Source organism: Marinoscillum luteum, assembly GCF_044005705.1.
In the GTDB taxonomy this organism is placed as follows: Bacteria; Bacteroidota; Bacteroidia; order Cytophagales; family Cyclobacteriaceae; genus Marinoscillum; species Marinoscillum luteum.
In genome coordinates, this window is sequence record NZ_JBIPKE010000019.1 from 142,949 (window position 1) to 168,695 (window position 25,747).

The following is a 25,747-nucleotide window of genomic DNA, read 5'->3' on the forward strand; positions in this document are numbered from 1 at the left end:
TTGGTAGAAATCCTCCAAAAAAGACGAGCGAATAGGGTACTATTACGCTATACTATAATTTTACACCCAGATGAGACTTAAAGAAGTAAGTATTCATATTATTTCCTGGCTGGCATTTTCGCTCATTGTTTTCTACTGGCAGACGAATATGTTTGAGGACTCCGATGCCCTGATCCAAACCGCACGTCTGATCAGCATTGGCATGGCACTTTTCTATCTTAATCTCTACGTGCTCCTACCCAGATTTTTTGAATCCAATCAATTCATCAAGTACTCACTTTCGGTACTCGTCATTCTGGCAGTCGCCTATTTTCTTTTCTTTCTCACCAATGACCTCTCCCCGCGTCCAGAAATGAGAAACCCTCGTGGCATGAAGGAGGGTGTGGAAATGCGTAACAGACCACCTATGCCTCCCCGAAACATGAGCCGTATGGTGATTTTTACCATCATCAATGGGATCCCCATGCTTTTCTTCTCTACCATCATCTGGCTATCAGATGAAAATCGAAAAAGAAAGCAGCGCGAAGCAGCACTCATCAATGAAAATCTGGAATCAGAAATGCGCTTTTTGAAGTCCCAGATTAATCCCCACTTTCTTTTCAATGCGCTGAATAACATCTATTCGCTTTCCCTGACCCAGTCCGAAAAAGCTCCCCAGCTGATTATCAAGTTATCAGAGATGCTGAGACATGTGGTCTACCATAACACGAGCCCCGTGAAGCTTGAAAATGAGATTGGCTACATTCAAAACTTTATAGATTTTCAGAACCTTAAAATAGGGGAACCCATAGACGTGTCTTTTCACCATGAGGAAGCTGACAAACACCTCATCATCGAACCCATGCTGCTTATCCCTTTTGTGGAAAATGCCTTTAAACACAGCAACATCGAAAACGACCCGAAGGGATTCATTCATATTGCCATCACCACCCAACATAATAAGGTAATCTTTGACATCCGGAACTCCATTCCAACGATGCAGCACACCAAAGACAAGACTTCAGGCATCGGCATAGAAAATGTGACCAAAAGACTGGCATTGGGATATCCGGGAAAATTTCAATTTCTCAAGGAGATCGAGCAAAATGTATTTCACGTAAACCTTCAGATTGATTGTAAATGAACTTCAACTGCCTCATCATAGATGACGAACAGCCTGCCCGGGCCCTTATCCGCACTTACGTGGAAAAAATACCCGGACTCAACATCCTTGGTGAGTTCAAAAATCCCATGGAGGCCATTTCCACAATCTCCTCCAAACGGGTTGACATCCTTTTTCTGGATATACAAATGCCTGGGTTGACCGGACTGGAGTTTATAAGAACCCTCAGACACAAACCAGACATCATTCTCACGACGGCCTATTCTGAATATGCACTGGAGGGCTACGAGCTGGAAGTGACGGACTACCTGATGAAACCCATTGCTTTCGATCGGTTTCTGCGTGCAGTCAACAAAGTCATCCAGAAAAAGCAAGCACCCTCAGAAACTCCACCTACGAATACTTCGGAGCATTTTCTCATCAAATCCGACGGTCAGACCCACAGAATTGCCCTCACGGATATCCTTTACATAGAAGGGCTCAGGGAGTATGTCACCTTTGTGCTCACCGACAAAAAAATCATTGTACTGGAGTCGCTGCGAAAATTGGAAACGGAGCTACCTCAGGAAGCTTTCATGAGGGTGCACAAGTCTTTCATTGTGAACAGCCATCGGGTAGACAGCCACTCCGGTCATGATCTCACTATCGGGTCAAAAAAAATCCCGATAGGTGCCAGCTATCGGGATGATGTACTGAATAAACTTTTTTAAAACTCGCAGTTGCCAGGTGTACGTGGGAAGGGGATCACATCCCGGATATTGCCCATGCCTGTGACAAACTGGATCATCCGCTCAAAGCCCAGACCATAGCCACTATGTGGCACCGATCCAAACCGGCGGGTATCCATATACCACGACATCTCCTCCACAGGGATGCCCATGGCCTTCATTCTTTCGGTGAGCTTATCCATCCGCTCCTCACGCTGCGACCCACCGATGATTTCTCCGATACCCGGAAAAAGGATGTCCATGGCGCCTACGGTCTTCCCATCGTCATTTTGACGCATGTAGAAAGCCTTAATGTCTCGTGGGTAGTTATAGAGGATCACAGGTTTTTTGAAGTGCTTCTCCACCAGGAAGCGCTCATGCTCTGACTGCAGATCTGCGCCCCACTCTTCTATGAGGTATTGAAATTTCTTTTTCTGGTTCGGTTTTGACCGCTTCAGGATCTCGATGGCCTCTGTGTATGTCACCCGTTCGAAATCATTCTCCAACACAAACTTCAACCGCTCAGTGAGGGTCATCTCTGCTCGCTCTGTCTGAGGTTTGTTTTTGTCTTCCTCCTCTGCTCTTTTCTCCAAAAATGCCAGGTCGTCCGCACAGTTGTCCAGCGCATACTTCACCAGGTACTTCAGCATCTCCTCGGCCAGGTCCATGTTGTCCTTCAGGTCGTAAAACGCCATCTCCGGCTCGATCATCCAAAACTCCGCCAGGTGTCTGGTGGTGTTGGAGTTTTCTGCCCGAAAGGTAGGCCCAAAGGTGTAAATCTCTGCCAGGGCCATAGCTGCCAGCTCTCCTTCCAGCTGACCAGACACCGTGAGGTTGGCTTCTTTTTCGAAAAAGTCCTTCTTAAAATCTACTCCGCCCTCCTCATTCCTGGGGATGGCATCCAGCTCAAAGTTGGTCACCTTAAAAGCCTCACCCGCACCTTCAGCATCCGATGACGTGATGATGGGAGTGTTGATGTAGAAAAATCCTTTATCATTGAAAAACTGATGCACCGCAAAAGCCATGGAATGACGAACCCGCATGATAGCGCTGAAAGTATTCGTGCGCAGACGCAAATGAGCGATCTCACGCAAAAATTCAAGGCTGTGCTTTTTGGGCTGCAACGGGTACTTCTCCGGATCTGCTTCCCCGAAAACCTCAATACTTTCGGCAATCAGCTCACACGACTGACCAGCACCCTGAGAAGCCACGAGCTTCCCGGTGGCAGCAATACTGGCTCCAGTGGTCACTTTTTTCAGCACCTCCTCACCAAACTGCTCCACGTCTGCTACTACCTGAATGTTATTGATCGTGGAGCCATCATTCAGTGCTATAAACGCCACATTTTTGCTGGCTCGCTTGGTCCTCACCCAACCCATCAGGGTCAATTCCTCACCTATTGGCTCTCTGGCCAAAACTTCCTGGATTTTCGTACGTTTTTCTCTCACGGGATCAATAACTTAAGTCTGTTAAAAACAGGGCAAAAAAACGATAATTTACCGTTTTAATCAAAGAATCCTTTAAATATGAATAATTTTGGTTTTGAGCTAAACTGAACAATGCAAAAACTCAACCTTACCCAATCATTATCCCAAAAACTGTCTCCGCAGCAGATACAGTTTATAAAGCTCCTGCAGGTGCCCACAGCAGAGCTGGATACCCGCATAGAGGAAGAGCTGGAGATCAATCCTGCACTGGAAGAAGGCTTACCTGAAAAGGAAGATGACTATGCGGATGATGCCCCGGACGAGTTTGATAACTCTGAGCCCACCATCGAAGAGTACCTGCATGATGACTTCTCAGGTTATAAAATGCAGGGGGACGGCCGCAATCCGGATGAGGATGATAAAGAGATGCCCATCTCTGTGGGCAGCACCCTCCATGAGCAGCTCATGACCCAGTTTGGTTACCTCCGGCTGGACGAGCGCCAGCATGTGATCGGTGAGCAGCTCATAGGGAGCATAGATGCAGATGGCTACATCCGCAGGGAGCTGGAGGCCATCGTCAATGACCTGGCTTTCGCCCAAAACATAGAAACAGATGTGGAGGAGCTGGAGAGCATTCTCTATAAGATTCAAAATTTTGACCCTCCGGGAGTCGGTGCACGAAACCTCCAGGAGTGTCTCCTACTCCAGCTGGAGCGCAAGGATGAGGAGCTGGAATACCTGGAAATCGCCAGGCTCATCGTAGACAAGTGCTTCAATGAATTTTCTAAAAAACACTACGACAAGATTGCCAAAAAACTGGGCATCGAGAGCGAAGAGGCACTGAAAGACGCCATTGCCATGATCACCAAGCTCAACCCCAAGCCAGGTGGAAGCGGCGAAGATTTGGTGAAAACCCAGTACCTGATCCCTGACTTTATGCTCACCAACAACAATGGTAAGCTGGAGCTCACCCTCAACTCACGCAATGCCCCGCAGTTGCAGATCAGCAGGTCCTATTCTGACATGCTGCATGCCTATGACAAGAGTGACAAGCGCGACAAAAAGCTCAAGGAAACCGTCACGTTCATTAAGCAAAAACTAGATTCCGCCAAGTGGTTTATCGATGCTATCAAACAGCGACAAAACACCCTGCTGAATACCATGCAAGCGATTATCGACTTTCAGTACGAGTATTTTCTGGAAGGTGATGAGGCCAAACTCAGACCCATGATTCTGAAGGACATTGCTGATACCATCAACATGGACATCTCTACAGTGTCGCGGGTAGCCAACAGCAAAGCCATTCAAACCGAATTCGGGATTTATCCTTTGAAATATTTCTTCTCTGAGGGCATCGCTACGGACTCCGGTGAGGATGTGAGTAGCCGTGAGGTGAAGCACAAGCTGAAAGGAATCATAGAAGGGGAAGACAAAGCCAAACCACTCTCTGATGACAAACTCGAAAAAATGCTCCGTGCCGAAGGCTACAACATCGCCCGACGAACCGTAGCTAAATACCGCGAGCAATTGAATATTCCGGTGGCCAGACTGAGAAAGCAACTCTAGGTGACGGGCTTTTTAATGAAAATCATCTCGGCCCTTTTTCATCCGCTGCTCATGGCCACGTACTGTAGCGTACTGTTTTACCTGATGGTACCAGAAATTTACAGTCCCATACCCCTGCAGTCAGTGCCTTATTTCATTGGCGCCATATTCATGACTACCAGCGTGGTTCCTGCCATGAGTATTCTTTTTCTCAAGCTCACTAAAAAGGTTTCTAACCTGGAAATCACCAAACTGGAAGAAAGGTCACTCCCTTTCCTCTCTATTGGGGCATTTTATGGGGTGACCACTTATATGTTTTACACCAAAATGAGGCTCCCGATCACCCTCCTGGTGATTATGATCGCCGTGACGGCCATGATCTTCGCTATTTTTCTGATTAGCCTCAGGTTCAAGATTAGCGTTCATTCCGCAGCTGTTTGGGGGGTAGCCGGGCTGTTCTCGGCATTCGGCATGAAGTACCTCTCCACAGACCTCATCATGCCGCTGGCCGGCCTCTTTCTGATCGCTGGCCTTACCACTACTTCGCGCCTCTACCTCAACAGGCACACACCTGGCGAAAGCTGGACCGGAGCTATTTTTGGTTTTGTTTTCTGTTTTGTGGCACTTTTCTTCTTTGGTTAGAAACCGCTGAAGGTCACCCCGAGGGTGTAGGTCTGAGGGTTTTTGGTACCGTCAGGAGAACTGGTAAAAACGTTGTTGAGATAGGTCTTGTAGTACACATGAAAGGTCTTGAAACCAAATCTTGCCTGAAGACCATATCTGAACCTGTTGACATTGAAGTCGTCGTAGAGTTTTTCCTTAATCGAATTATCCCCCTCATTATACTTGATCTTGGTATGTGGAGAGCCCACACGAATGCCACCGATGGCTCCCAGTCCGATAAACCAGCCCTCACCGCCTACTGTACCCAGTGGGTGAATCCTGAATTCCACCGGCACTTCAAAATAGTTGGCCACCAGCTTATTCTTGGTAAGCGTGACACCACCAATAGAGTCCAGAGATATATCGCCATTTGAATCCCGCAGCCAGGTTTGATTGTCATCAAAACCGTACTTTTCGAACGTAAACCCTACACTTGGGTAAAAAGAAATGTAGTCGTTGAAACGAACCCGAGAGTTATAATAGATGCCAAATGAATTGGAGCTCCACATGCGGGTGGGTAATGCATCAGGTTTTTGTGTCCAAAAGTTGAACCCATAGTCCAGCATCAGATCGCCGGGAAGGTCAGGCTGCTTTGGTCGTGAATTGTCCTGTGAAAACGCTGTGAAAGTAAGTGTCAGTAGAAAGGCAACTCCGCAAATTCGCTTCATATTCATTTTTAATTTCGCGCAAAGATAGAATCTATTTTAAAACCTACAGGATTAACGATGATTTATACCACAAATTATTAACTTTGTGCTCGATTTGATTCGGACGAAAAAATACATGAATCTCTGCGGGGGTTTGTGTTGATGATTGGACGAAGATACTTTTAGCGGAATGATTTCACAGAGATCGTTGTTATAAAAAGTGTTAAAATCGAAAATGGCTTCCTAGCTCTCCCGATAGCTATCTGGAGAATACCTACCTTGCCAGCAGGCGGGGAGCACCTGATTACGGCAATTAAAATATGGCTTCCTAGCTCAACTGAATAGAGCACCTGATTACGGCTCAGGAGGTTGCAGGTTTGAATCCTGCGGAGGTCACTAAGTAAGGCTCGGGAAATAATCCCGGGCCTTTTCTGTTTTATATCCCTCCAATCAAACCTGCAATATGTTGCAGCCCTAGCCGGGCGCGACTAGCCGTCCGCGTTTGAATCCTGCGGAGGTCACTAAGAGAGCAAAGCCCTTTCATGCATATGAAAGGGCTTTTGTGTTTTTGAACGTTCAGAATTTATTCTGAAAAGGGGAAAAACACGAAAGACCAAATCTTTGATTTAGGGCTTTGCTATCGGAATTCGGAACGATTACAGGATCACTGAAAGTAATCCTGAAAAGACTTCTGCCAATCAACAAAATCGGCAAGCTATTTACGCCCACTCAACAAAGCCTTATCAAAGTGAGACTTCCCCACTTTTACATTTAGGTTCCTCAGAATTTCTGCAATTACTTGCCTTCTTTGTCTCCTCGAATCTGAGGTGGTTCTATCAGCTATGACACTGAAATCGTATTTTCCATTTATCCTCATCGCCGCGTTTAATCGAGGAAATTCTTGAAGAAGTTTTCGATCGTGAATTTCAGGGAAATCAAGAAAATCATAGTTTATAGGCTGCTCATTACCTAAATAGTAAATAGGCAAACATTCGATGATTGAATCCATCCATTCTACAATCACCACTTTTGGAATGACGCCATTTTCAAAGTAAAAAAACTCCTCATTGGTCAAATCCAGGTATTTTCTTAGCCTAAGCTCAAATCCCTCCTCCTGCCTATCCATCTGTGAGGGATAAAGCTGCTGAAAACGATCGATGCAACTTAGCATGACAGTAAAGTGAAATTGCTTGACACTTAACCTATGGGAAATCCAGATGGCCGCTAACCCGATCACACCTATTATCGTGACGATATTAGCAATTATGGTTGTTGAAGATTCTATTGAATTCATTGATCATCCAATTTCAATAATACTCCTTGATGTATTCATAGGCCCTATCAAAGAGCACTTGATCCTTATGTAGCTGATATTTCAGCAATGCCTTCCTGAGGGACTTTTGAACTTCCCTTTCTCCAGCTGATGAATTTTGCCAGCCCGGAAAACGTACCTGCTTCACGATTTCATCAATGTCTTTGACGATGCGCTCCACGACCGCCGGGGTCTGATCGGTCTTTAGTTCAATAAACAGTTCTGTTAAAGCGGCTTCCGGTGTTTTCTCCACTAATAGCGATTCCAGATCCTTTTCTGCCTGCACCGTTTCTCTGGCCAGTTTACACAGTTCCTTCACGAATTCTATGGAAGTGATCAATCCTTGTTCTGCTTTGTCTCTCAGGGCTTCCAGACGTTCGCTCAATTTCTTGAACTTCGGATTACCTGCATGTTTCTTGAATCGCTTGACCAAAATTCCTTCCAGCTTGGCTGCATTTTTGGGATCCGGATTGTTGAATATGTTTTCAATAGTCTCAGCATCCAACACGAATTCATCCAAATGATGAACCTCACCCACGTGCACATTCTCATGGATCAACTTAGTGGTTTGAGCACCAAGTGTAAACCATAGTAGCTTACCAGTGTGATCAGATGCAGGACGCACCGATTCAAACACCTGAGACGACCATTTATAATCAACCTGAAATTGATCAAGAATGGGATCAGGTGAGAGTGATTCCCACAACTTAGACAAGTACTTATAGTCCCTGGCAAAGGCATCCTTCTTTTCATTTGTGCCAATGGCATTTTGAGCAGCTTCCAATCCCTCAAACCCCTGAAGCGTTCGGTCTATCCCACCAAAATGGTTTAACACCTTCGCTACCGCTTCAGGCAATTGTTCCTTGAGTTCAGATAGGTTGGTGATCAGCCTTAGCACACTCTTTTCATCAAACTGGAGTGCTTTGGCAGCATCATCAAAAACACCGAAATAATCCACAATGCGTCCAAAATGCTTGCCCTTATAGAGTCGGTTGGTCCTGCATATGGCTTGAAGTAGCGTATGATCCTTGATGGATTTGTCCAGGTACATGGTTTGGAGAATGGGTGCGTCAAATCCTGTGAGGAGCTTGGCAGTGACGATGATAAATTTCAAAGGTGAATGCTCATCTTCGAACTCCTCTACGATCTTTTCCTGTTGCCCCTTATCCACGCCCCACTTCTTCTTAAAATCAAAGTCGTCATTGGCAGAGGTAGAGATCACGACTCTGCTGGCAGCAGGATCATAGTATTTATCCAGTTCTTCTTTGTACTGCACACAAGCATATCTATCTGGTGTCACGATCATCGCTTTGAAACCATGAGGTTCCACCTTCTCCCGGAAATGATGAGCAATGTCCTCCACGATCTTAGCTACCCGCTCCGGACTTTTGAGAAATGCGGCCATGCGAGCAGAATGTTTGTTCAGCGCATCTGCATCTTCATCCGACAAGGCAGACGATTCTTTGAATGCTGCAAATAGCTTATCGATGTTCTCCGTATCCACATGCACATCCACCAGCCTGGGCTCAAAATGAAGTGGCTTGGTGGCATCATCCCGAAGGGAGTCATGGAAGGTATATCGAGACATATAGCCACCCTGATCTTCCTCTGACCCGAAAGCCCAGAAGGTATTTTTGTCTGCTTTGTTTACGGGTGTTCCTGTAAGGCCAAATAGAAAGGCATTAGGCAATGCGGCGCGCATCTGGCGCCCAAGGTCACCTTCCTGAGTACGGTGCGCTTCATCCACCATCACGATGATGTTCTCCCGGTCGTTCAGGTGGGGTGGTGCATCCCGAAACTTGTGGATCATGGTAATGATGATCTTCCGTGTGTCTTTCTGCAAGAGATCTTTCAACTCGCTGATACTCTCCGTGGTGATTACATTGGCCACATCGGCAGCATTGAAAGTACCACTGATCTGCGTATCCAAATCAGTCCTATCCACCAATATCAACACGGTGGGACTTCTTAGGTCTGCAAGCTTGCGCAGCTTCTGCGCCGCGAAAACCATCAATAGTGATTTACCCGAACCTTGAAAATGCCAAATGAGTCCTTTTTTGATTCTTCCCTCCCTGACTCGCTCCACTAGCTTATTGGCTCCCTCATATTGCTGAAACCGACAGATAATTTTAATCCTTCGTTTTTTACTGTCCGTAGTGAAGAGGGTGAAGTTATGCAGGATATCCAACAACCTGCCCGGATTCAATAAATCAGATAGCTCCTTTCCGATCTCTCCAAGCCCAAGACGCCTGGCCAACTCGTCTTCCTCTCCTTCTATCCGCCAGGGCGCCCAAAAATCCAAGGAGGTACGAACCCCTCCATAATAGAGCTGCTTGCCCTCAGATGCAAAGGAGAGCACATTAGGCACAAACAATTGCGGTACCGCATTCTCATAGATATCGTGAACTTCGTGCGCACCGTCCAGCCAACTGATAGATGGGCGAATAGGCGTTTTCACTTCTCCTACAACTACTGGCAAACCATTAATAAGTAAAATAATATCGGGGATTTTCGTCTCCCGGTGATGAACCCGGTATTGATTGGTGATGATGTAGGTATTGTTGGCTTTGTTATCAAAATCGATCAGGCGCACGGGTACATGGCGATTGTTCTCGCCAAAGGGCATGGTTTTCTCGCCCGTCATCCACTTGAAAAACTCCTCATTGGCACGAACAAGACCTACCTGATTCACTGTGAGAAGTATGGCCCGAAGTTTATAAATGACTTCATCAGCCAATTCATTTCGTTCAGCGATTTCCGTATTCAGGTTGATCAAAGCTGTGCGCAGCTCCGACTCCACCAGCACCTCATTAATGCCTCTGCCTAGTTCGGATGCAGAACGATATTGCCAACTATTACTGTAGGATACCTTGGGTTCTTCTGCCGTGCTTGTATTGAGATTGGTACCACTTAGCTGATGAATGATGTAGTGCTCTACACTATTGAGTTCATTAAATCCCATCGACGGTATTCTTTAATGTGGTCATGATCATACCAAATCGCTGGTCTTGCTGCTCATGGTATAGGTTGCCAATAATGGCTTCTTGCATCAATTTACTTTCCAAAATCAATAAAAAGGATTCCTTTAGGTAGTTTTTTACCGTTTCATCTGAATTGACAATTTGCTCACGGATATCAGAAGTATGATTGAGTAAATAGACAATGTCTTCAAAATCATGACTGGCGTACAGGTCCTTGATCCCTCGATCAAGGAAGGCGTCAAACTTGGTAGCCAAGAAATAGGGTAATGGTAAAATTTTGATCAACAACCCTTCCAGATCATAGTGCAAGGCTTGGTCAAAACCAAGCTCAAACCACCTGTTTCCAGGTGCCCAACCTACGGGTATAGTGGCCATCACATCGACCAGCACATCTTCATATCGAAAGCGACAAACCACGGAATCGTTTGCCGACTGAGTGAAACCACGCTTAATCAACTCCTCACGCAATGCTTCGAGTGCTCCTATACTGGCAATCTCCATGGTGAGGTCTAGGTCCTTGGTAGGGCGAACATCATCCGCAGATGGATCATTGATGTACAAACTGACTACTGCTCCTCCTACATAGACCACCTGGTCATTCAGCTTGCCTAAAGCAGTTGCTATCTTCTTCGTGACTGCCCGGTTGATTTGCGTGTTCTTTAGCATATTCGCTTTTTGAGTTCTTCTACTGCGATGTTTCGCTCGCGAGCTCTGCCTACTCTGAGCGCATCACACAGGGCCATTACTTCATAAAAAACCGGATCTTTGAGGCAGGCAGCCGGCACACTTGGATAAAGAGGTTCTACGGCCTGACCTCTCACATTCCCTTCATGGTGCGGCCATACATATGGAGCATCACTTATAATCTCATTGCTCAATGGTGGAGCAGCGTGTGCGGTAGGCACCCCTCTCACCAATGCGCCAGGCTGCTGTGGATAGACATACCGAAGACCGTATTGCAAAAAATCCATCAAGGCTTGTCGCATGAGCTGCTTCTTGTTCTGAAACAATAATCCAGCAATGGACGAACGGTTTAGGCTCTCGCTGACCTCACTTGCGCTTATCTCCAATTCCTGTGAAAGATCTTTCATGGACCAGGACTGCTCACCTTTGATGGCGATTTTGAGCAGGATGACAATATCCTGCGGCCGCATGCCACTGTGCTTTTTCATTGAATGCGTGTTTTGCTATCCAGTAAAGGTATTATTTAAATTCTTAATTCGCGAATCGCGAATTAAGAATTGCCACCTAGTATATTCTCAATTGCCCAATCTGTCAATGAGCATTGTTTAAATGAGTCGAAGCACTGATTAATTGTCTATGCCAATATTGATGTAATCCTGATTGTGCCTTGGATACTCCTCCACTTCTCAAGAAGTAATCAACATTTTGCCAGAGTATCATGCTCTGGAGATTTGTTTTATTTGGAGCTGACATATAATCTCTTTGATGACTTCTCTGACTTTTACCATACTGATTAAGAGATTTATGAACATTTACTCTCAGAACTTAAGGATTATTCACATTATTAAAAGCAGTCCTTACACTATCTCGATAAGAAGGATCTATTTTATTAACAATACAGTTTTCAAAATGGTCAATAACATACCTGATCCACAGAGTGTATTCTTTTGATACATCATTTCTATCAAGCAATCTTTGGCAACTTGATTCTAACCACACGATCAAAGAATCTCCCATAACTCTCCCTTTTTTATTAGCTGCAATAGCAAGATTTATGTCGTCAATAATATCATTGATTTTACCTTGTCGCGCAGCAAATAAAGGATCTCTATCTAATTTAAATATTACCACACTTGTTCTTCCTTCATCTGTAATACCCATTATTTGACCTTGATTATTAAAACTTAAATGAATGGATGGATCCGTATTTTCTGGATTAATTAAAAGAGGTTCTTCGGAGTTTAAATTTTCGCATGTTGATAAACAGTGAGTTCTATCAATTGTCAAATTAGGCTGAACTCCACCTATCGGATTTATCACTGTAGCTCTATTGTTGAAATCTCGTAGAGGAAACCGATTTCCTTTGGCATCCTTCCCATTGCAATTAGGACAGGCGAGAAGTAAGTTGCTCCACTCCAAGCCTAGCCAATAATACCCATGATGTGGTGTATTGTTATTATCGATATCATCAACTTTGGCTTTAGGGCGGTAATGTTCTACTTGCAGTTTGGCAACATGTTCTACAGCTGATTCACAATAGTAACATTTGGGTTTATCACCCTTCTCAAGGTGTTGTTTATGGACTGAAAAGGCTTTGAGTCTTTGCAGAACATCATTGTGTCTGTAGTGATGTCCATTATAGACTTGCCCAGTTATTTGAGTAATAGCCTTTAGGATTTTACGAAACGCACCCTGACTTGATAGTGCTTCAGGCACTTGATTTAAGTCTTTACTAGTTATCTGAATCATCGTCTAAACCAAGTTCTAATCGTTTCTCAGCAATTTTCTTCTCTAATATCTTGTTGAAGACGACTTCATCATAATCATTTTCAGTATGTAATTTTTGATTTCGGTCATGTTGATCGTTTATGATGTCATTAAACCCAAATATTGGAGAGCTTAACAACGTATTTGGTAATAAGTCAGTGATGTCCATATCTAGGTTTTGCACACTTACACCATAATTGGCACTCCTAGTTACCCTATAAAAAACACTATGCTTAGGTGCACCTAATAATGTGATAGGACTGTGAGTGGTGACAATAAATTGGACTTTTGGAAACCATTGCGACAGTATTTCAACAATTTGTTTTTGCATTGAAGGATGAAAATGAATATCAATTTCATCGATTAATACGAGTCCTCTAAAATTCGTAAAATCGGTTTCTTGGCGATTATTATCTAAAATTCGAATTATCAAATCTGAAATAAGAGCCACAAGGCTTTTAACACCAGAGGCAAGCTCTTCGAACGATCGAGGTTGTCCATATCCTACATTACTATTATCTTTTTCAAAAAACCGAACTTTTTTATCGGTAATAAAATCAGAAAAATCAACGTACTCAAGCTGTGGAATAAGTTCCCCTTTAGAGCCCTCTTCTATCGTTTCATTTGTGCTTTTTTCACTGTAAGAAAATAAATCTTGAAGATAATCTACTGTATTGTGTAGCATGTCAAGATTATCGGAGTATATATAATGCAATTCGTTTAATCCCTTTAAGAAGCCATCAGAGTTATAAATACTATACCAAGGAGTGGACTTTTCCTCCACTGCATCTATATGTTCACTTATTGTTGATACAAGTCTTGTTGGACCATATGCTGCAAATGGAATTGATCTCAGTTCGTCTGATTTTTTTGATAATTCAATATCTACCTTTCCAGATTTAATAATATTTGGAACAAACAATTCCTCTTTGTAAAAAGCCGCTGTAATAGCCTTTAAAATAGTGGTTTTGCCACAACCATTTTCTCCAGTTAGAAACACCCAATTACTTCTTTTTGGAATCTTTATTGAAATCTCTTCACGAATATCTCCCACTCCTCTTATTCTTACTCTTGATACCCTAGGGCCTTCATTTATTACAAAACCCTTCCTAATTCTATCCCTATATGCATTTATGCGCTTTAAGTTATTTTTAAAATCTCCTGGCCATATGAATTCAATCGGCTTATATCCCTCACCTCTTTCTTCAATTTCTTGAGTTCCTTGAATATCGTTTCGCTCATTGTACTCTTTCATTGACTGACTATAGGATTCATTCTCATCCAATTTTCGTTTTACTGCCTGATCAATTTTTGGTTTAAAATGTTCCAAGAATTTGCTCAAAACATCCATGAAATAGTAATTCCTACTGAATGCCAGTGATATCACATCTCCCCTCATTTCGAGCGTGCCGTCAATATTTCTAGAATAAGTAATCTCCTCTAGGAGAGGAAAAACTTTCTTCATCGCGAACTCTCGCTTGTTCTTATTATCCTTAGCTGAAAAAACAAATGGCATCCTCCTTCATGATTAATATTGAGGTAGATGTTGGGTGTCTTATTTTTCCAATCCATTCCAGACCAGAAGGATACTGATAAATACCAATCATTCCCATGAAACCAATATCCCTTCTCTAGCCTTTGGCTATTGTTATTCCTCCGAAGAGTAAAGAAAAAATGATCAGGATTTTTCTCATGCTCCCTTAAGAGTGCTTGGAAAACTTGCTCATGTATTTTCTGTATTTCCATCCCTCTAAAAAATCTGATTGATTAAACTCTTTTGAAGTGCTTTGGAGCTGGATATTTTTAAATCAGCACTTTGCTTGCTCCTAGAAAAGGCATCAAGTTTCTCAACAATTTCTTCTTGAAAAGTCAGATTTGGTTTCGGAACCTTCATTTGCTCCATTGTTTTTCGTGCAATTCTTTGCCTTGTTGTGCCCGAAGCTAATAAGTTGGCTTTATGTAAGAATTCTCTGGTATTCAGTAAATACATCAAGTATTTGTTTAAAGAATGGCTTTGATCTACTCTAGCAATGCAACAGTCTACAGCAGTAATCATTTTTTCGCCTATTTCAGGAACAATACAAGCCCTTCCAATTGGATCAGGCATTCTTGCAATTATTACGTCATCTGGTAAAACCTCGAAGCACCTTAGCCTATTAAAAGTTTCTTCGGAAATAAATCGAGCTGATTTATTAATAAACTCCCTGACTCCAATGTCCGCTAATTGTAATAATCTAATACCTTGTTCCGATTGATCTTTTGATTCAATCCAATCCCCATCAACCAATTTATTTAAGTCACCTTTTGCAAATGAAACCAAAGGCTCAAGGTTGTGATTTGAATTCCAAATTAAGTCTGACGATCGCACTTCAAGATTAATTTGAGTTTTATCCAGCACCTCCCTCTCCCTCTCAATCACCTCATCCATAGCCCAGAGGAGTTCGGCCAGCTGGGCTTGCTGGTCTTTGGGGGGAAGAAGGAATTCTTGTTCTTTGAGTTGTCCCCAATTGATCGTAGGAGAAAGTCCACCCACAGAAATATCTATCGCTCGGTGCATAAATGCATCTGAGTGTAGGAAAAATGGAAATAACTTGGGATCAATCACTTCGGGAATGGCTCTCAATACAAATGCATGAGCGGAACAGATTCCTTTAAAATCCACTACTGCAGCCTTACGCTGATAAGCTCTTCTTTTACCAAAAATAACATCTCCTGGATAGCATTTCAGTTTCCCGCCAGTAACATCAGATGGAACTCCTCTTCTCCTGATATGAATATCCTCGGCATCCAGATGCTCCAAACCGATGTAGATGTCTAGATCGGTTTCTGACGGATCTACCGTTTCAGAAACTTTCGTGGCGACTTCATCAAAACGCCAGGTTTTCCAACCGGATTTATCCAGGTTCTTTAGATTGATTTTCTCCTTCTCTTCCACCATCATTTCTCTAAAGTTTGGAATAGTTCACTCATTGATTTTTGTAGCACTTGAGATTCATTTTCCCAGTTTATTATAGCTTCATCCAGACTTATCCGAATTTCTGAGGTATCCACATTGCTCAGGTATAGCGCAATATTCAAACTGGCCTTATTCGCCAATACATCTTCATTTGAGACTACCTTGGAAAACCCTTCTTTGTCTTCAAAATCATGATACGTTTGATAAATCTTATCAATATGTTTCTGCTCCAGATAGGCGATGTTCTTCTCTTGTTTCACCTCTTTCACCGCATTCACAATGAGTATTTTGCCTTTCCTATTCTCTGGTTTGCTAGTAGAAGTAATCAACAGACAAGCCTCCATAGGCGAGTTGTAAAACAAGTTTGGCCCTAGCCCGATCACACAGTCCACCAAGTCTTCTTCGATCATCTTTCTGCGCATGGTCGCTTCCGAATCTCTAAACAGAATCCCATGCGGCCATAGCGAAATGGATCGTCCGTTTTGCAAGTCCAGGCTCTTCTGAATGTGCTGCTGAAAAGCGTAATCGGCACAGCCTTGGGGCGGGACGCCCCAGAGGTTTCGTCCATACGGATCACTGGCAAATCCTTTCTGATCCCAGGCTTTGATAGAATAAGGTGGATTAGCCAGGATCACATTGAAGCGTTTGAGTTCGTCATCTTCCAGAAAGGCTGGTTGTGCCAGGGTATCGCCCCGCACAATGCTAAACTCCTCTATGCCGTGCATAAACATATTCATCCGCGCAATGGCCGAGGTAATCAAGTTGATCTCCTGTCCATACAGTTTGAGTGTGCGGTATTCCTTACCTTCTTCCTTCAGGTGCAGCGCACAGTTGAGCAGCAAGCCACCACTGCCACACGTAGGATCATACACACTCTCTCCGGGTTGCGGATCCATGATCATGGTCATGAGTTTTACCACCGTTCGGTTGGTATAAAACTCCGCAGCGGTATGTCCGCTATCGTCGGCAAATTCCTTGATCAGGTATTCGTAGGCATTGCCCAGTTTATCGTCAGGGATATTGCTCAGGCTCAGTTTGTGTTGCGAATAATGCTCTATGAGATTGGTGAGCGTTTCATCACTGAGCCGGTCTTTATTGGTCCAGCTGGCATCCCCAAAGATCCCAAATAGTGTTTCAGGGTTGACTTTCTCTATGGCCCGCATGGCTTCTTGCAAGGCCATCCCCACGTTGGTAGTGGTTTCCCTCACATCGTTCCAGTGCGCACCTTCCGGCACCAGAAAATGGTGGTGTTCTGCAAAGGCGGCATATTCCATATCGCCATCGCTTTCAGCCAGAGCATTTTCAAACTCTTCGTCATACACATCACAGATGCGCTTGAAGAACAGCAGCGGAAAAATGTACTGCTTGTAGTCACCCGCATCGATGGTGCCCCGCAGCTGAGTAGCCGCTCCCCAAAGGTATTTTTCTAGTTGCTGTTGGGTCATTGGTTGTCAGGTTTTTTGGATTGATTAATCGCCTCAGCTTTCTTACTTAGTCTGTCATACACATCATTTCTTTCATACAAATCCGATAAAACAAACTGTAACAATTCATATCCATCTAGAATCCCATTTTTGCTTATTCCTGAAATATGACTTCCTGCATTACCAACCCACTTAACAGCCTCAATTAAAGGTTTAAGTTTTGGATTTAAATCATTGAATTGATTGATCCTAGCACCAAGGGTTATTGGTTTATTCTTCTCATTAAGACCTGGAATACCTTGTTCATCCATTATTAATTCTAAAGAGGTTCGAATAGCATTTGCACAGGCATTTGAGTCCATGAAATATAGACTAAATGACTTGATGACTTGTTCTTTTATATCTTTTGGACACGAATCTGGGACAGTGAAAATCTGAAGTGCAGGTTCAAAATACCTTGGATAAAACACACCATATCTTGGTCCTTGATACTTGACTCCAGCCTGAGCATTTGTTCCTTCAGCTAACAGTTGACCATTTCCTGCAATTGAAATTCTTTCATTGCATTGTGAATTTGCACAAAGCATAAAGCCAGCAAACCGGAAAATAGCATCTTCATTATCCGAAGAAAAGGATGTGGATTTTCTACCCTTGATTGTTGCTTGAGATTGTTCGGCTTTGAGTGGTTTTACCGCATTTAATATGCCAACGCCACAAATTGGACATGGCCAAGGAGGACTTGATTTCTTATAAGAAAATCCTTCAACTAACCATAAATTTCTATTTATCTTCAAAGAAATTGATTTAGAACTCTTTTAAATTTTTCTTCAGCTTTCTGACTCTCTTCCCAAGCCACTTTCAAATCAGACAGGGCTTCCTCGACGGTTGGCAAATTATCTTCTATGATTTTCTCCACGTAGAGCGGGATATTCAGATTGAAGTCATTCTCCTCCAGATCTTTGAGATCGGCCACCTTCACGAAGTTTTCTACATCCGCATACGATTTGAACCATTCGAATATCTGGTTGACGTGTTGTGGTTCGAGGAAGTTTTGCGCTCTGCCCACACGCACTTGTTCGGAAGCATCAATAAATAGCACCTTATCTTTCTTAGTGGCTTCTTTACGTTTTTTAAACACCATCACACAAGCAGCTAGCTGTGTTCCGTAAAAGATGTTTGGCCCCAGACCAATGACTGCTTCCAGCATGTCTTGTTTAATCAGCGCTTCTCGAATGCGCCCCTCTGCACCTTTCCTAAATAATGCGCCATGCGGTAGCACCACAGTCATACGCCCGGCGCTATTCATAGATTTGATCATGTGTTGTACCCAGGCCATATCACCATTTCCGGCAGGAGGCACACCAGCAATATTTCTTCCGTACGGATCATTGGCCCAGTTTTCTGCTCCCCATTCTTTCAATGAAAAAGGAGGATTGGCGATCACGCAATCAAAGGTCTTCAATCCATCTGCTTCAAAAAAGGCTGGATTGCGCAAAGTGTCACCTCTGTGAATCTGAAAATCTTCAATTCCATGAAGAAACATGTTCATTCGGGCAATGGAACTGGAAGTCAGGTTCTTTTCCTGTCCGTATAGTTTCAGCGTGCGATAGTCTTCGTTGTTATGCTTCAAATGATCCACACACTCCAGTAGCATACCACCGGTTCCACATGCCGGATCGTAGATGGTTTCTCCTTCATGGGGATCAAGGATAAGACCAAGTAGATGCACAACTGATCTTGGCGTATAAAACTCGCCTGCTTTTTTATTGGTGAGATCCGCAAAGTGTTTGATGAGGTATTCGTACGAATTTCCTAGCAAATCCGAATCTACATTACTGTTGGACAGATCATACTGCGAGAAATGCTCGATGAGATCGATCAGCAATCTATCCGAGAGCTTATTCTTGTTGCTCCATTGGGCATCACCAAAGATTCCATAAAGAAACTCCTGATTGGCTTGCTCTATTCCCCTGAGTGCCTTTTCGATGGCCAAACCCACATTGGAGGTGGTTTCTCTCACATCTGTCCAATGACAATCCGCGGGGATTTCAAACCGGTGAAATTCAGGCAGTGAAGCGTATTCCTGGTCGCCATCGGACTCTTCCATGGCCAATCGAAACTCCTCATCATAAACATCAGAAATCCTTTTGAAAAACAAAAGAGGGAAGATATACACCTTAAAATCTGAAGCGTCAACGGGACCTTTTAAAATCCATGCTGCTCTGGACAAATATTGTTCAAGTTGGGAGAGTGTAAGTCTTGTTTTGGTCATTGGATTTTAAAGATAAGAATGAAAAACTTTCAAATGACTCTTTTATTGCGGATCACCCTCAAGTCATGTGATTTGTTAAAGTTTTTTTCGTTTACATTCTCATGTACTCTGGTAGGTATGGGGTAGAATAGCTGCCCCTGCCGCCAGACTTAAAGCACCTGATTTTTCAAAAAAAATAGCACCAGGGTTGCCCCTGATGCTATTGGATGTTTTGCCTGATGGTGATAAAGATCTGGTCCTTACCTCAGCACCGGATAGGGCTTGGGTGTGGTGGAAGGTCCATCTACCACCAACTGACCATTTTCTTCTATACGCAGCTCGTCTATGAACAGCACTCTGTTGTCTCCACTGGCCGTGGTACGGCCATGATAGACGCAATACATCTTTGAGCTGTCGGGCGAAAACAGGACCATATTGTGCCCGGTGCCCGTCACATCACCGCCCTGCTCCACATTCTTTTGCAGCACGGGATTATTAGCTGCCTTTTGGAAAGGTCCAAGTGGCCCCGCACCAGTGGCATAGCCCACGGCATAGTTTTTCCCTGCATAGTAGTTGGCCGAATACATGATGTAGTAAGTGCCATTCTTTTTGAAAGTAAAAGACCCCTCCGTCCAGCGGCGGTTGATCTCCCGTGCGGTAACTGATCGGCTCTCCCACTCGGCTTGCTGATCATCCATTGTCACAGGTGGGCGCAACAACAGCACCGGCTCACCGATCACTCCGCTGAAGTCCGGCTTTAGCTCTACACCGTAAACCCAGCTCTCTTCCACCTCCTCATACCAGCCCTTTTCCCGCGCCCAGTCGGCTACTTCACTCTCCACCGGATGCTTGTAGCAGGCACGGGAATAGTACAGGTAGTTTTTCCCGTCATCGTCCACAAAGACATTGGCATCAATGATCGGATAGCCCGGATTGAAAATAGGGCGATCATACAAATCCACAAAAGGTCCTGTGGGGCTGTCCGCTACCGCCACACCGATCATGAAGTTTTCCTCTTCATTGGTGGGATTTTCCTTCCACTGAGCACTGAAGAAGATGTAGTACTTGTCGCTGCGTTTGTAGACCTCCGGAGCCCAAAACCACTTCTCATTCCACGAACTGTCAGTATTACCAAAGTACACCTGCCCTTCAAACTTCCAATCAACCAGATCGGTAGAAGAGTACGTGGCAAAGCCATCTTTCGCTCCTCCACCGGTACCGTACATATAGTAAGTGCCGTCTCCATTGTCCAGAATATAAGGGTCGCCAAACTCTACATTGATGGGGTTGCTGTAGGTTTTGGTAGTGGCCTCTTGTTTGGGAGGCGGGGAGCAGCTCAGGCCAAAGACCAAAACCGCCGCAATGGTGATATAATGTAAATGTTTCATTCTTAGCTTATTTCTGTATCGCATTGATCACTGCCTGATTGGCTTTTCTAACTTCTTTTTCGTCCAGTTTGATCACCTTCCTGTCGTAGGTCATGAAGCCATTGACCTCCACTTCCACGTCGGTCGTTTGGGTATAAATAGCAGCAGAAAACCCGGTTTTCGCCATGTCAGCCAGCTGTTGCGCATACTCCACATATTTTTCTGTTACCTTTTTGGAGGTTTTAAACTGCACGTAGCCCCAGTTTCTATCAGGTTCCCAAAGGTGATCTTTCAAGGGCAGCCCAATGCCGCCATATTCGCCCAGCACCGTCGGCCGTTGTGCATCGTACAGGTACATTTCCGGTCCCGGGTAATTATGGAGGTCTAGCATAGAGCCTACCTGAAAATGATTACCCCCACTTGCCGGGTTCACGAGTCTGGAAGGATCATAGGCCATATTCCACTCCACGATCTCCCGGGTTTTAAACTGACCCCAACCTTCATTGAAGGGCACCCAGCACACGATACTCGGATAAGAATAAAGATAATCCATGATTTCTTTCCATTCCTTGCGGTAAATCGCTTCCGATTCTGCCGTACGTTGCAATTCGGTGCCAGTGAAATACTGGCGATTTTGCCAGATAGGCTGATCATCACCATTGGGCATGTCCTGCCACACCAGCACACCCATCCTGTCACAGTGAGTATACCATCTGGCTGGTTCTACTTTCACATGTTTACGGATCATATTGAAACCAAAATCTTTGGTCTTTTGAATGTCATAAATGAGTGCCTCCTCCGTAGGAGCTGTGTAAAGACCATCAGGCCACCAACCCTGATCCAACGGACCAAACTGGAAATAATCCTTGTTGTTCAACTGAAGTCTGACAATACCCTTTGCGTCTCGCTGGGTAGAGATCTTTCGCATGGCGAAATAGCTTTTCACCTGATCTCTGACCACTCCATCACTGATGAGCGTAACCTCGAAATCATAAAGGAATGGCGACTCAGGTGACCATAATTTGGGTGATGGTACAGTAATGACTGCCTCCTGCCCTACTGCGGTCTTCACCGTTTTGATCACATTCGCACCATCTTGTACTTTAATCTCTATCAGGTCTCCATAAGAGCTGCCTCGGGTCGCTACTTGCACGCTGAGGGTATTGTCATCAATGTTGGGATTGGTTCGGATATCTACTATGGACGTAGCATCCACTGGCTCTAACCATACGGTTTGCCAGATCCCGGTGACTGGTGTGTACCAGATGCCACCGGGCTTGTTCACCTGCTTGCCTCGGGGCTGCGGGCCAGCATCTGTGGGATCCCACACTTTCACGGTCAGTTTTTGTACCCCGACTTTCAGGTACGGAGTAATGTCAAATGAAAACGGCGTGTACCCACCTTCATGCGTACCTATTTTAATGTCATTGACAAACACCTCCGTGCGCCAGTCCACAGCACCAAAGTGGAGCAATGTGTTTTTGCCCTTCCAGGCAGCCGGCACCTCAAAGGTGCGGCGGTACCAAACTACATTTTCTGCCCCTACCATTTTCTGCACTCCGGAAAGGCTGGATTCCACTGCAAAGGGCACCAGAATTTGCTCACTGTATTCCTGAGGTTCGGTGGCATTGCGCTTGACCATCGCAAAGTCCCACAACCCATTCAGATTTTTCCAGTTGGCTCTGGTCATGATCGGACGCGGGTACTCGGGTAGCACATTGTCGGGATCCACTTCGGTAGCCCATTTGGTTTTGATTTTGTCACCCGCAGGCTTCCACTGTGCGCTTGCACTACAAAGGCCCAAGGCCAGTATTAAGGTTAGTACGTTTTTCATGATCATCGTATCCATTCTATATTCTAAGGTAAATAAGTGAACCCCTTTGCTACCTGTGGTACAAAGGGGTTCGCGAGTTTCTATTCTATTTCACAATAAATGTATCCCCACCGAGGAGTTGTCCACGGTCGTTGGTCACACGTAGCATATACTGCCCTGCACGAAGGCCGGACCGATCCAGCTGATAGGAGTTGACACCCATCTCAACATTCTCCTTGATCACCTGCAGCACAAGTGCCCCACTGAGATCATAAATATCAATCTGTGCAGAGGTGGCTACTTCACGGGCATTGAATGCGATGAAAAACTCATTTCCCTCCACTGGATTGGGATATATTTTAAAGTCGTTGGGTTTCATTTCACCAAAATCGGCGACCACATTCACGTCCGTGAGGTCTTCAAGGACTACGGTGAGCACCATCCCCTCCGTATCGGTATCAGGGTTGCCACTTACACGATTACCTTCCAGGTATCCCCCCTGCAAAGAGAGTTGACCAATGGCAATCCTGCGAACGGGCGTTCCTGCCCGATTGCTATTCACGGCGATGTAATTGTTTACCGTAGAGGCATGGCCTAATCGGAACAAATACTGATCAGCATTGGGGAAATTGACTTGCCCCTGGTAGGTCCAATTCTGGCCATCACCTGTAGCCCAGTTGGTGCCATAGGAATCATTGTAATAAAAACCGCGAGCATACAGCATCACTTTACCTACTCCGGTGACATACCCTACGAAAGGCGCCTCCGAATAATTGGTGAGCCCGTTGACCATTCTGTGATTGGCAGAACTGCGTCCATTGTTGGTAAGGTCTGCCATGAAGGCACCACCCCCCACGGAGCCACCATAGTAGATGATGTTTCCATCAATGCCAGCGTCGATCACATCGGTGCAGCCACCGGCTCCATCATGTACCACCTCCACTTCATTGGCAAAGCCGGAGTTGGGATTATTGGAAAAGGCCACGTAGATGTTATTATCATCCGGACCTCTGGTGTCAATGGCATTGAAATACATGCGATACTCACTGCCTACTTTCACCACTGCCGGGGCCCAGCCATTTATCAGGTGTGGGGGCATTCTGAAAGCCGTGGTAGCATACCAGCTACCTTTTAGATTATTGTTGTCGTAAGGCCTCATACATCGGATCACCCCACCCTGATTGGTGACGTAGATGCGATAGTTTCCATCGAAGTTGGTGATCTCAGGATCGGCACCCTCAAAAGCATCGACCATGGCACCACCCCCCACAGGTCGTTCATGAAAAGTGGCGTCAGCCGGTAAACCCCCGGGACTTTCGCTGTACAACAGCCCATTTCTATGACGAATGTAGTTGCCCCCAAAATTGTAAGACTCAAATGACACGCCACCACCGGCAAGCCCGCTTCGCATCCACCAGGTGGCATCCTGATGAAAAATACCCGAACCGTCATTCGGCTCCAGCCAGATTTCGCCATTTTTATGACGTAAAAAGCTCTCCGGGAAATTTACGGACTCCAACGAAATGGCCGCACCATTGGCCAGGCCTGGAACAATTCTAAACTCCGAATCCTGAATCGGATTCACATTGGCATCTATTCGCCCCCGACTGTAAGCGTGTCGGATATAGTTGCCCGGAAAGTTGTGCGACTCAAACCGAGTGGTTTGAGCATGTAAGTCAGCGCCAAAAGCACCCATAACGATCATCATTATGACGATGATTCTGATTTGTAATTTCTTAAGTTTCATAGCGTTCGTTTTGAAATGAAAAATCTTTCTGGCGCATAACACAGAAACAAAAATTTTCGATAATAATGGGCGGCCCCTTGGGCCGCCCGTGGATTTCACTTTTTAAGCAAAATCCTGCCTTAGTATCTTTTTTTACTGCCTCACTATCTCACCCGTCACCCAATGAACTTCCGTATGACCATCCGCAAAATATCGACTGCCCAAAGCGATCACGGTATCCTCATCGAGGACGTGTAGTGCATTAAAAAAGGCTCCTTCATCTGTCGGCAGATCAGGAAAAGGATAGGAAACATTGGAGAAGTTGCTAGCTTCAGCATCTCCGATCAGTACGTACATGGTATTTCGTTTCCAGTCTGGCCCAATGTCTCTGCCGCCGGTATCATGACAGGAAAGGATGGTCTCTCCAGTGGGCAGCTGCACCAAATAGGGGCCTCCGCCAAAGTTCACTGTGGTTTTAGGTGCCGCCAGCCTTTTACTAATGTCACCAGGGGTTTGGAAGCGTGCAGACAAAGATGAGCGTAATATCCATGGAGAATCTCTGTTGTTCACAGACTCAATGGCAAAAGCAATCCCTTTGCCATCTTTCAGTACCAGAGGCACTGGCATGCCATCGCGCATTCCGGAGGTGTAGGCCACAGACTTGGGCAGGCTCCACGAGCCCCCGTCATTTTTCGAGGTGACCATGAGTATCTCCTGCTGAGTCTGATCGGCAGGTACCACCTGCCACCACCGGGCTTCGCTGGAGTAGAAAAGCAGTACGTCCCCATTGGGGTGCTGCACCATGGCCGGCTCCCACGATCGCCCAAGCGCTACAATTCTCGGGGCACTCCATGTAGTGCCCCGATCATCGCTGTACATGAACTGGATATTGTCATGCTGGTTATCATCTGGCCTGCCGCGTCCGGTAAAGGCCATCAAGATCCGACCGCTCCTTAGCTCTAAAAACTCCGGGTTGGCAAAGCCCCAATAATTGGGATCATTGTCTACCATTAGAACTTCCACTTCACTCCAGGTGGCTCCACGGTCGAAGCTTTTTCTCAGGTAAATATTGTCCCAGGCATTTTGCTCATCACCACCATGGTAAGCCAAAAACAAAGTGTCCTCACCCAGCTGCAGCATCCTTGGATACTCGGCCCCAAACACTTCGTGAGAGACTTTCACGGGCTCACCCCATAAGATGTGTGAGATGGGTGCTCCCGGCTGAGCATGCTCTATCACCCAGGCGGTGGTATCCTCCTCTTCCTCTACCGGAGGCTTTGCGGAGGGCTCTTCACCCGGCTTGCAAGCCCAAAGGACCACTATCACCCAAAGCAAAACCATGCCTCTAAGAATCTGTCGATGATCTTTCATTTAG

At 45.1% G+C, this 25,747-nt stretch carries 20 protein-coding genes and 1 tRNA gene; 5 read left to right on the top strand and 16 right to left on the bottom strand.

Going from position 1 to position 25,747, the window contains the following annotated elements; all coding sequences use genetic code 11:
- Positions 1-70: 70 nt before the first annotated feature.
- Together ACHKAR_RS15745 and ACHKAR_RS15750 are read left to right on the top strand one after the other, a co-directional pair.
- Positions 71-1,123 carry a sensor histidine kinase gene (locus ACHKAR_RS15745; protein ID WP_395418336.1) on the top strand — a complete coding sequence of 351 codons (1,053 nt, stop codon included), beginning with the start codon at positions 71-73 and terminating at the stop codon, positions 1,121-1,123.
- Positions 1,120-1,812 (top strand): LytR/AlgR family response regulator transcription factor, encoded by a 693-nt coding sequence (locus tag ACHKAR_RS15750; RefSeq protein WP_395418337.1) that lies wholly within the window; start codon positions 1,120-1,122, stop codon positions 1,810-1,812. Before ACHKAR_RS15745 ends, ACHKAR_RS15750 begins: the two co-directional genes overlap by 4 nt.
- Here ACHKAR_RS15750 and asnS read toward each other — a convergent pair.
- Positions 1,809-3,257 carry an asparagine--tRNA ligase gene (asnS, locus tag ACHKAR_RS15755; protein ID WP_395418339.1) on the bottom strand — a complete coding sequence of 483 codons (1,449 nt, stop codon included), beginning with the start codon at positions 3,255-3,257 and terminating at the stop codon, positions 1,809-1,811. The genes ACHKAR_RS15750 and asnS overlap by 4 nt on opposite strands.
- A 111-nt stretch (positions 3,258-3,368) precedes the next feature.
- On the opposite strand from asnS, the gene rpoN reads away from it, so the two are divergent.
- Together rpoN and ACHKAR_RS15765 are read left to right on the top strand one after the other, a co-directional pair.
- Positions 3,369-4,802: an RNA polymerase factor sigma-54 gene (gene rpoN, locus ACHKAR_RS15760; protein WP_159583266.1), complete on the top strand. Its 1,434-nt coding sequence runs from the start codon at positions 3,369-3,371 to the stop codon at positions 4,800-4,802.
- Positions 4,803-4,817: 15 nt separating this feature from the next.
- Complete coding sequence (locus tag ACHKAR_RS15765; RefSeq protein ID WP_395418341.1) at positions 4,818-5,423, top strand: hypothetical protein; 606 nt, start codon at positions 4,818-4,820, stop codon at positions 5,421-5,423.
- On the opposite strand, the gene ACHKAR_RS15770 is transcribed toward ACHKAR_RS15765, so the two are convergent.
- Complete coding sequence (locus ACHKAR_RS15770) at positions 5,420-6,112, bottom strand: outer membrane beta-barrel protein (RefSeq protein WP_159583262.1); 693 nt, start codon at positions 6,110-6,112, stop codon at positions 5,420-5,422. The two genes, ACHKAR_RS15765 and ACHKAR_RS15770, sit on opposite strands and share 4 nt — an antisense overlap.
- Positions 6,113-6,413: 301 nt before the next feature.
- On the opposite strand from ACHKAR_RS15770, the gene ACHKAR_RS15775 reads away from it, so the two are divergent.
- Positions 6,414-6,487: transfer RNA gene (locus ACHKAR_RS15775), tRNA-Arg, on the top strand.
- 319 nt (positions 6,488-6,806) lie between these two features.
- Here ACHKAR_RS15775 and ACHKAR_RS15780 read toward each other — a convergent pair.
- From ACHKAR_RS15780 to ACHKAR_RS15845, 14 genes are all read right to left on the bottom strand, one after another.
- The gene (locus tag ACHKAR_RS15780; RefSeq protein ID WP_395418343.1) at positions 6,807-7,385 is read right to left on the bottom strand and encodes a hypothetical protein; all 579 of its coding nucleotides are present in this window, start codon (positions 7,383-7,385) and stop codon (positions 6,807-6,809) included.
- Positions 7,386-7,398: 13 nt separating this feature from the next.
- Positions 7,399-10,365, bottom strand: coding sequence for a type I restriction endonuclease subunit R (locus tag ACHKAR_RS15785; RefSeq protein WP_395418344.1), 2,967 nt, complete (start codon positions 10,363-10,365; stop codon positions 7,399-7,401).
- The gene (locus tag ACHKAR_RS15790; RefSeq protein ID WP_395418346.1) at positions 10,355-11,050 is read right to left on the bottom strand and encodes a nucleotidyl transferase AbiEii/AbiGii toxin family protein; all 696 of its coding nucleotides are present in this window, start codon (positions 11,048-11,050) and stop codon (positions 10,355-10,357) included. Before ACHKAR_RS15790 ends, ACHKAR_RS15785 begins: the two co-directional genes overlap by 11 nt.
- Complete coding sequence (locus ACHKAR_RS15795) at positions 11,044-11,556, bottom strand: hypothetical protein (RefSeq protein ID WP_395418347.1); 513 nt, start codon at positions 11,554-11,556, stop codon at positions 11,044-11,046. Before ACHKAR_RS15795 ends, ACHKAR_RS15790 begins: the two co-directional genes overlap by 7 nt.
- Positions 11,557-11,893: 337 nt before the next feature.
- A complete protein-coding gene (locus ACHKAR_RS15800; protein ID WP_395418348.1) occupies positions 11,894-12,817 on the bottom strand; it encodes an HNH endonuclease in 924 nt (307 codons plus the stop codon).
- Complete coding sequence (locus ACHKAR_RS15805) at positions 12,801-14,300, bottom strand: AAA family ATPase (protein ID WP_395418349.1); 1,500 nt, start codon at positions 14,298-14,300, stop codon at positions 12,801-12,803. The genes ACHKAR_RS15800 and ACHKAR_RS15805 overlap by 17 nt, the downstream gene beginning before the upstream one ends.
- A 285-nt stretch (positions 14,301-14,585) precedes the next feature.
- Complete coding sequence (locus ACHKAR_RS15810) at positions 14,586-15,776, bottom strand: restriction endonuclease subunit S (RefSeq protein WP_395418350.1); 1,191 nt, start codon at positions 15,774-15,776, stop codon at positions 14,586-14,588.
- Complete coding sequence (locus ACHKAR_RS15815; protein ID WP_395418352.1) at positions 15,773-17,236, bottom strand: type I restriction-modification system subunit M; 1,464 nt, start codon at positions 17,234-17,236, stop codon at positions 15,773-15,775. The genes ACHKAR_RS15810 and ACHKAR_RS15815 overlap by 4 nt, the downstream gene beginning before the upstream one ends.
- Positions 17,233-18,009 carry a DUF4145 domain-containing protein gene (locus ACHKAR_RS15820; protein ID WP_395418353.1) on the bottom strand — a complete coding sequence of 259 codons (777 nt, stop codon included), beginning with the start codon at positions 18,007-18,009 and terminating at the stop codon, positions 17,233-17,235. The genes ACHKAR_RS15815 and ACHKAR_RS15820 overlap by 4 nt, the downstream gene beginning before the upstream one ends.
- Complete coding sequence (locus tag ACHKAR_RS15825) at positions 18,006-19,487, bottom strand: type I restriction-modification system subunit M (protein WP_395418354.1); 1,482 nt, start codon at positions 19,485-19,487, stop codon at positions 18,006-18,008. The genes ACHKAR_RS15820 and ACHKAR_RS15825 overlap by 4 nt, the downstream gene beginning before the upstream one ends.
- A gap of 239 nt (positions 19,488-19,726) precedes the next feature.
- Positions 19,727-20,854: a glycoside hydrolase family 43 protein gene (locus tag ACHKAR_RS15830; RefSeq protein ID WP_395418356.1), complete on the bottom strand. Its 1,128-nt coding sequence runs from the start codon at positions 20,852-20,854 to the stop codon at positions 19,727-19,729.
- A gap of 7 nt (positions 20,855-20,861) precedes the next feature.
- Positions 20,862-22,667, bottom strand: a complete 1,806-nt coding sequence (locus ACHKAR_RS15835) for a glycoside hydrolase family 2 protein (RefSeq protein WP_395418357.1) — start codon at positions 22,665-22,667, stop codon at positions 20,862-20,864.
- Positions 22,668-22,752: 85 nt separating this feature from the next.
- Complete coding sequence (locus ACHKAR_RS15840) at positions 22,753-24,393, bottom strand: AbfB domain-containing protein (RefSeq protein ID WP_395418358.1); 1,641 nt, start codon at positions 24,391-24,393, stop codon at positions 22,753-22,755.
- Between the two features lie 132 nt (positions 24,394-24,525).
- Entirely contained in the window at positions 24,526-25,743 is a 1,218-nt protein-coding gene (locus ACHKAR_RS15845; RefSeq protein WP_395418360.1) for a sialidase family protein, read from the bottom strand.
- Between the last annotated feature and the right edge of the window lie 4 nt (positions 25,744-25,747).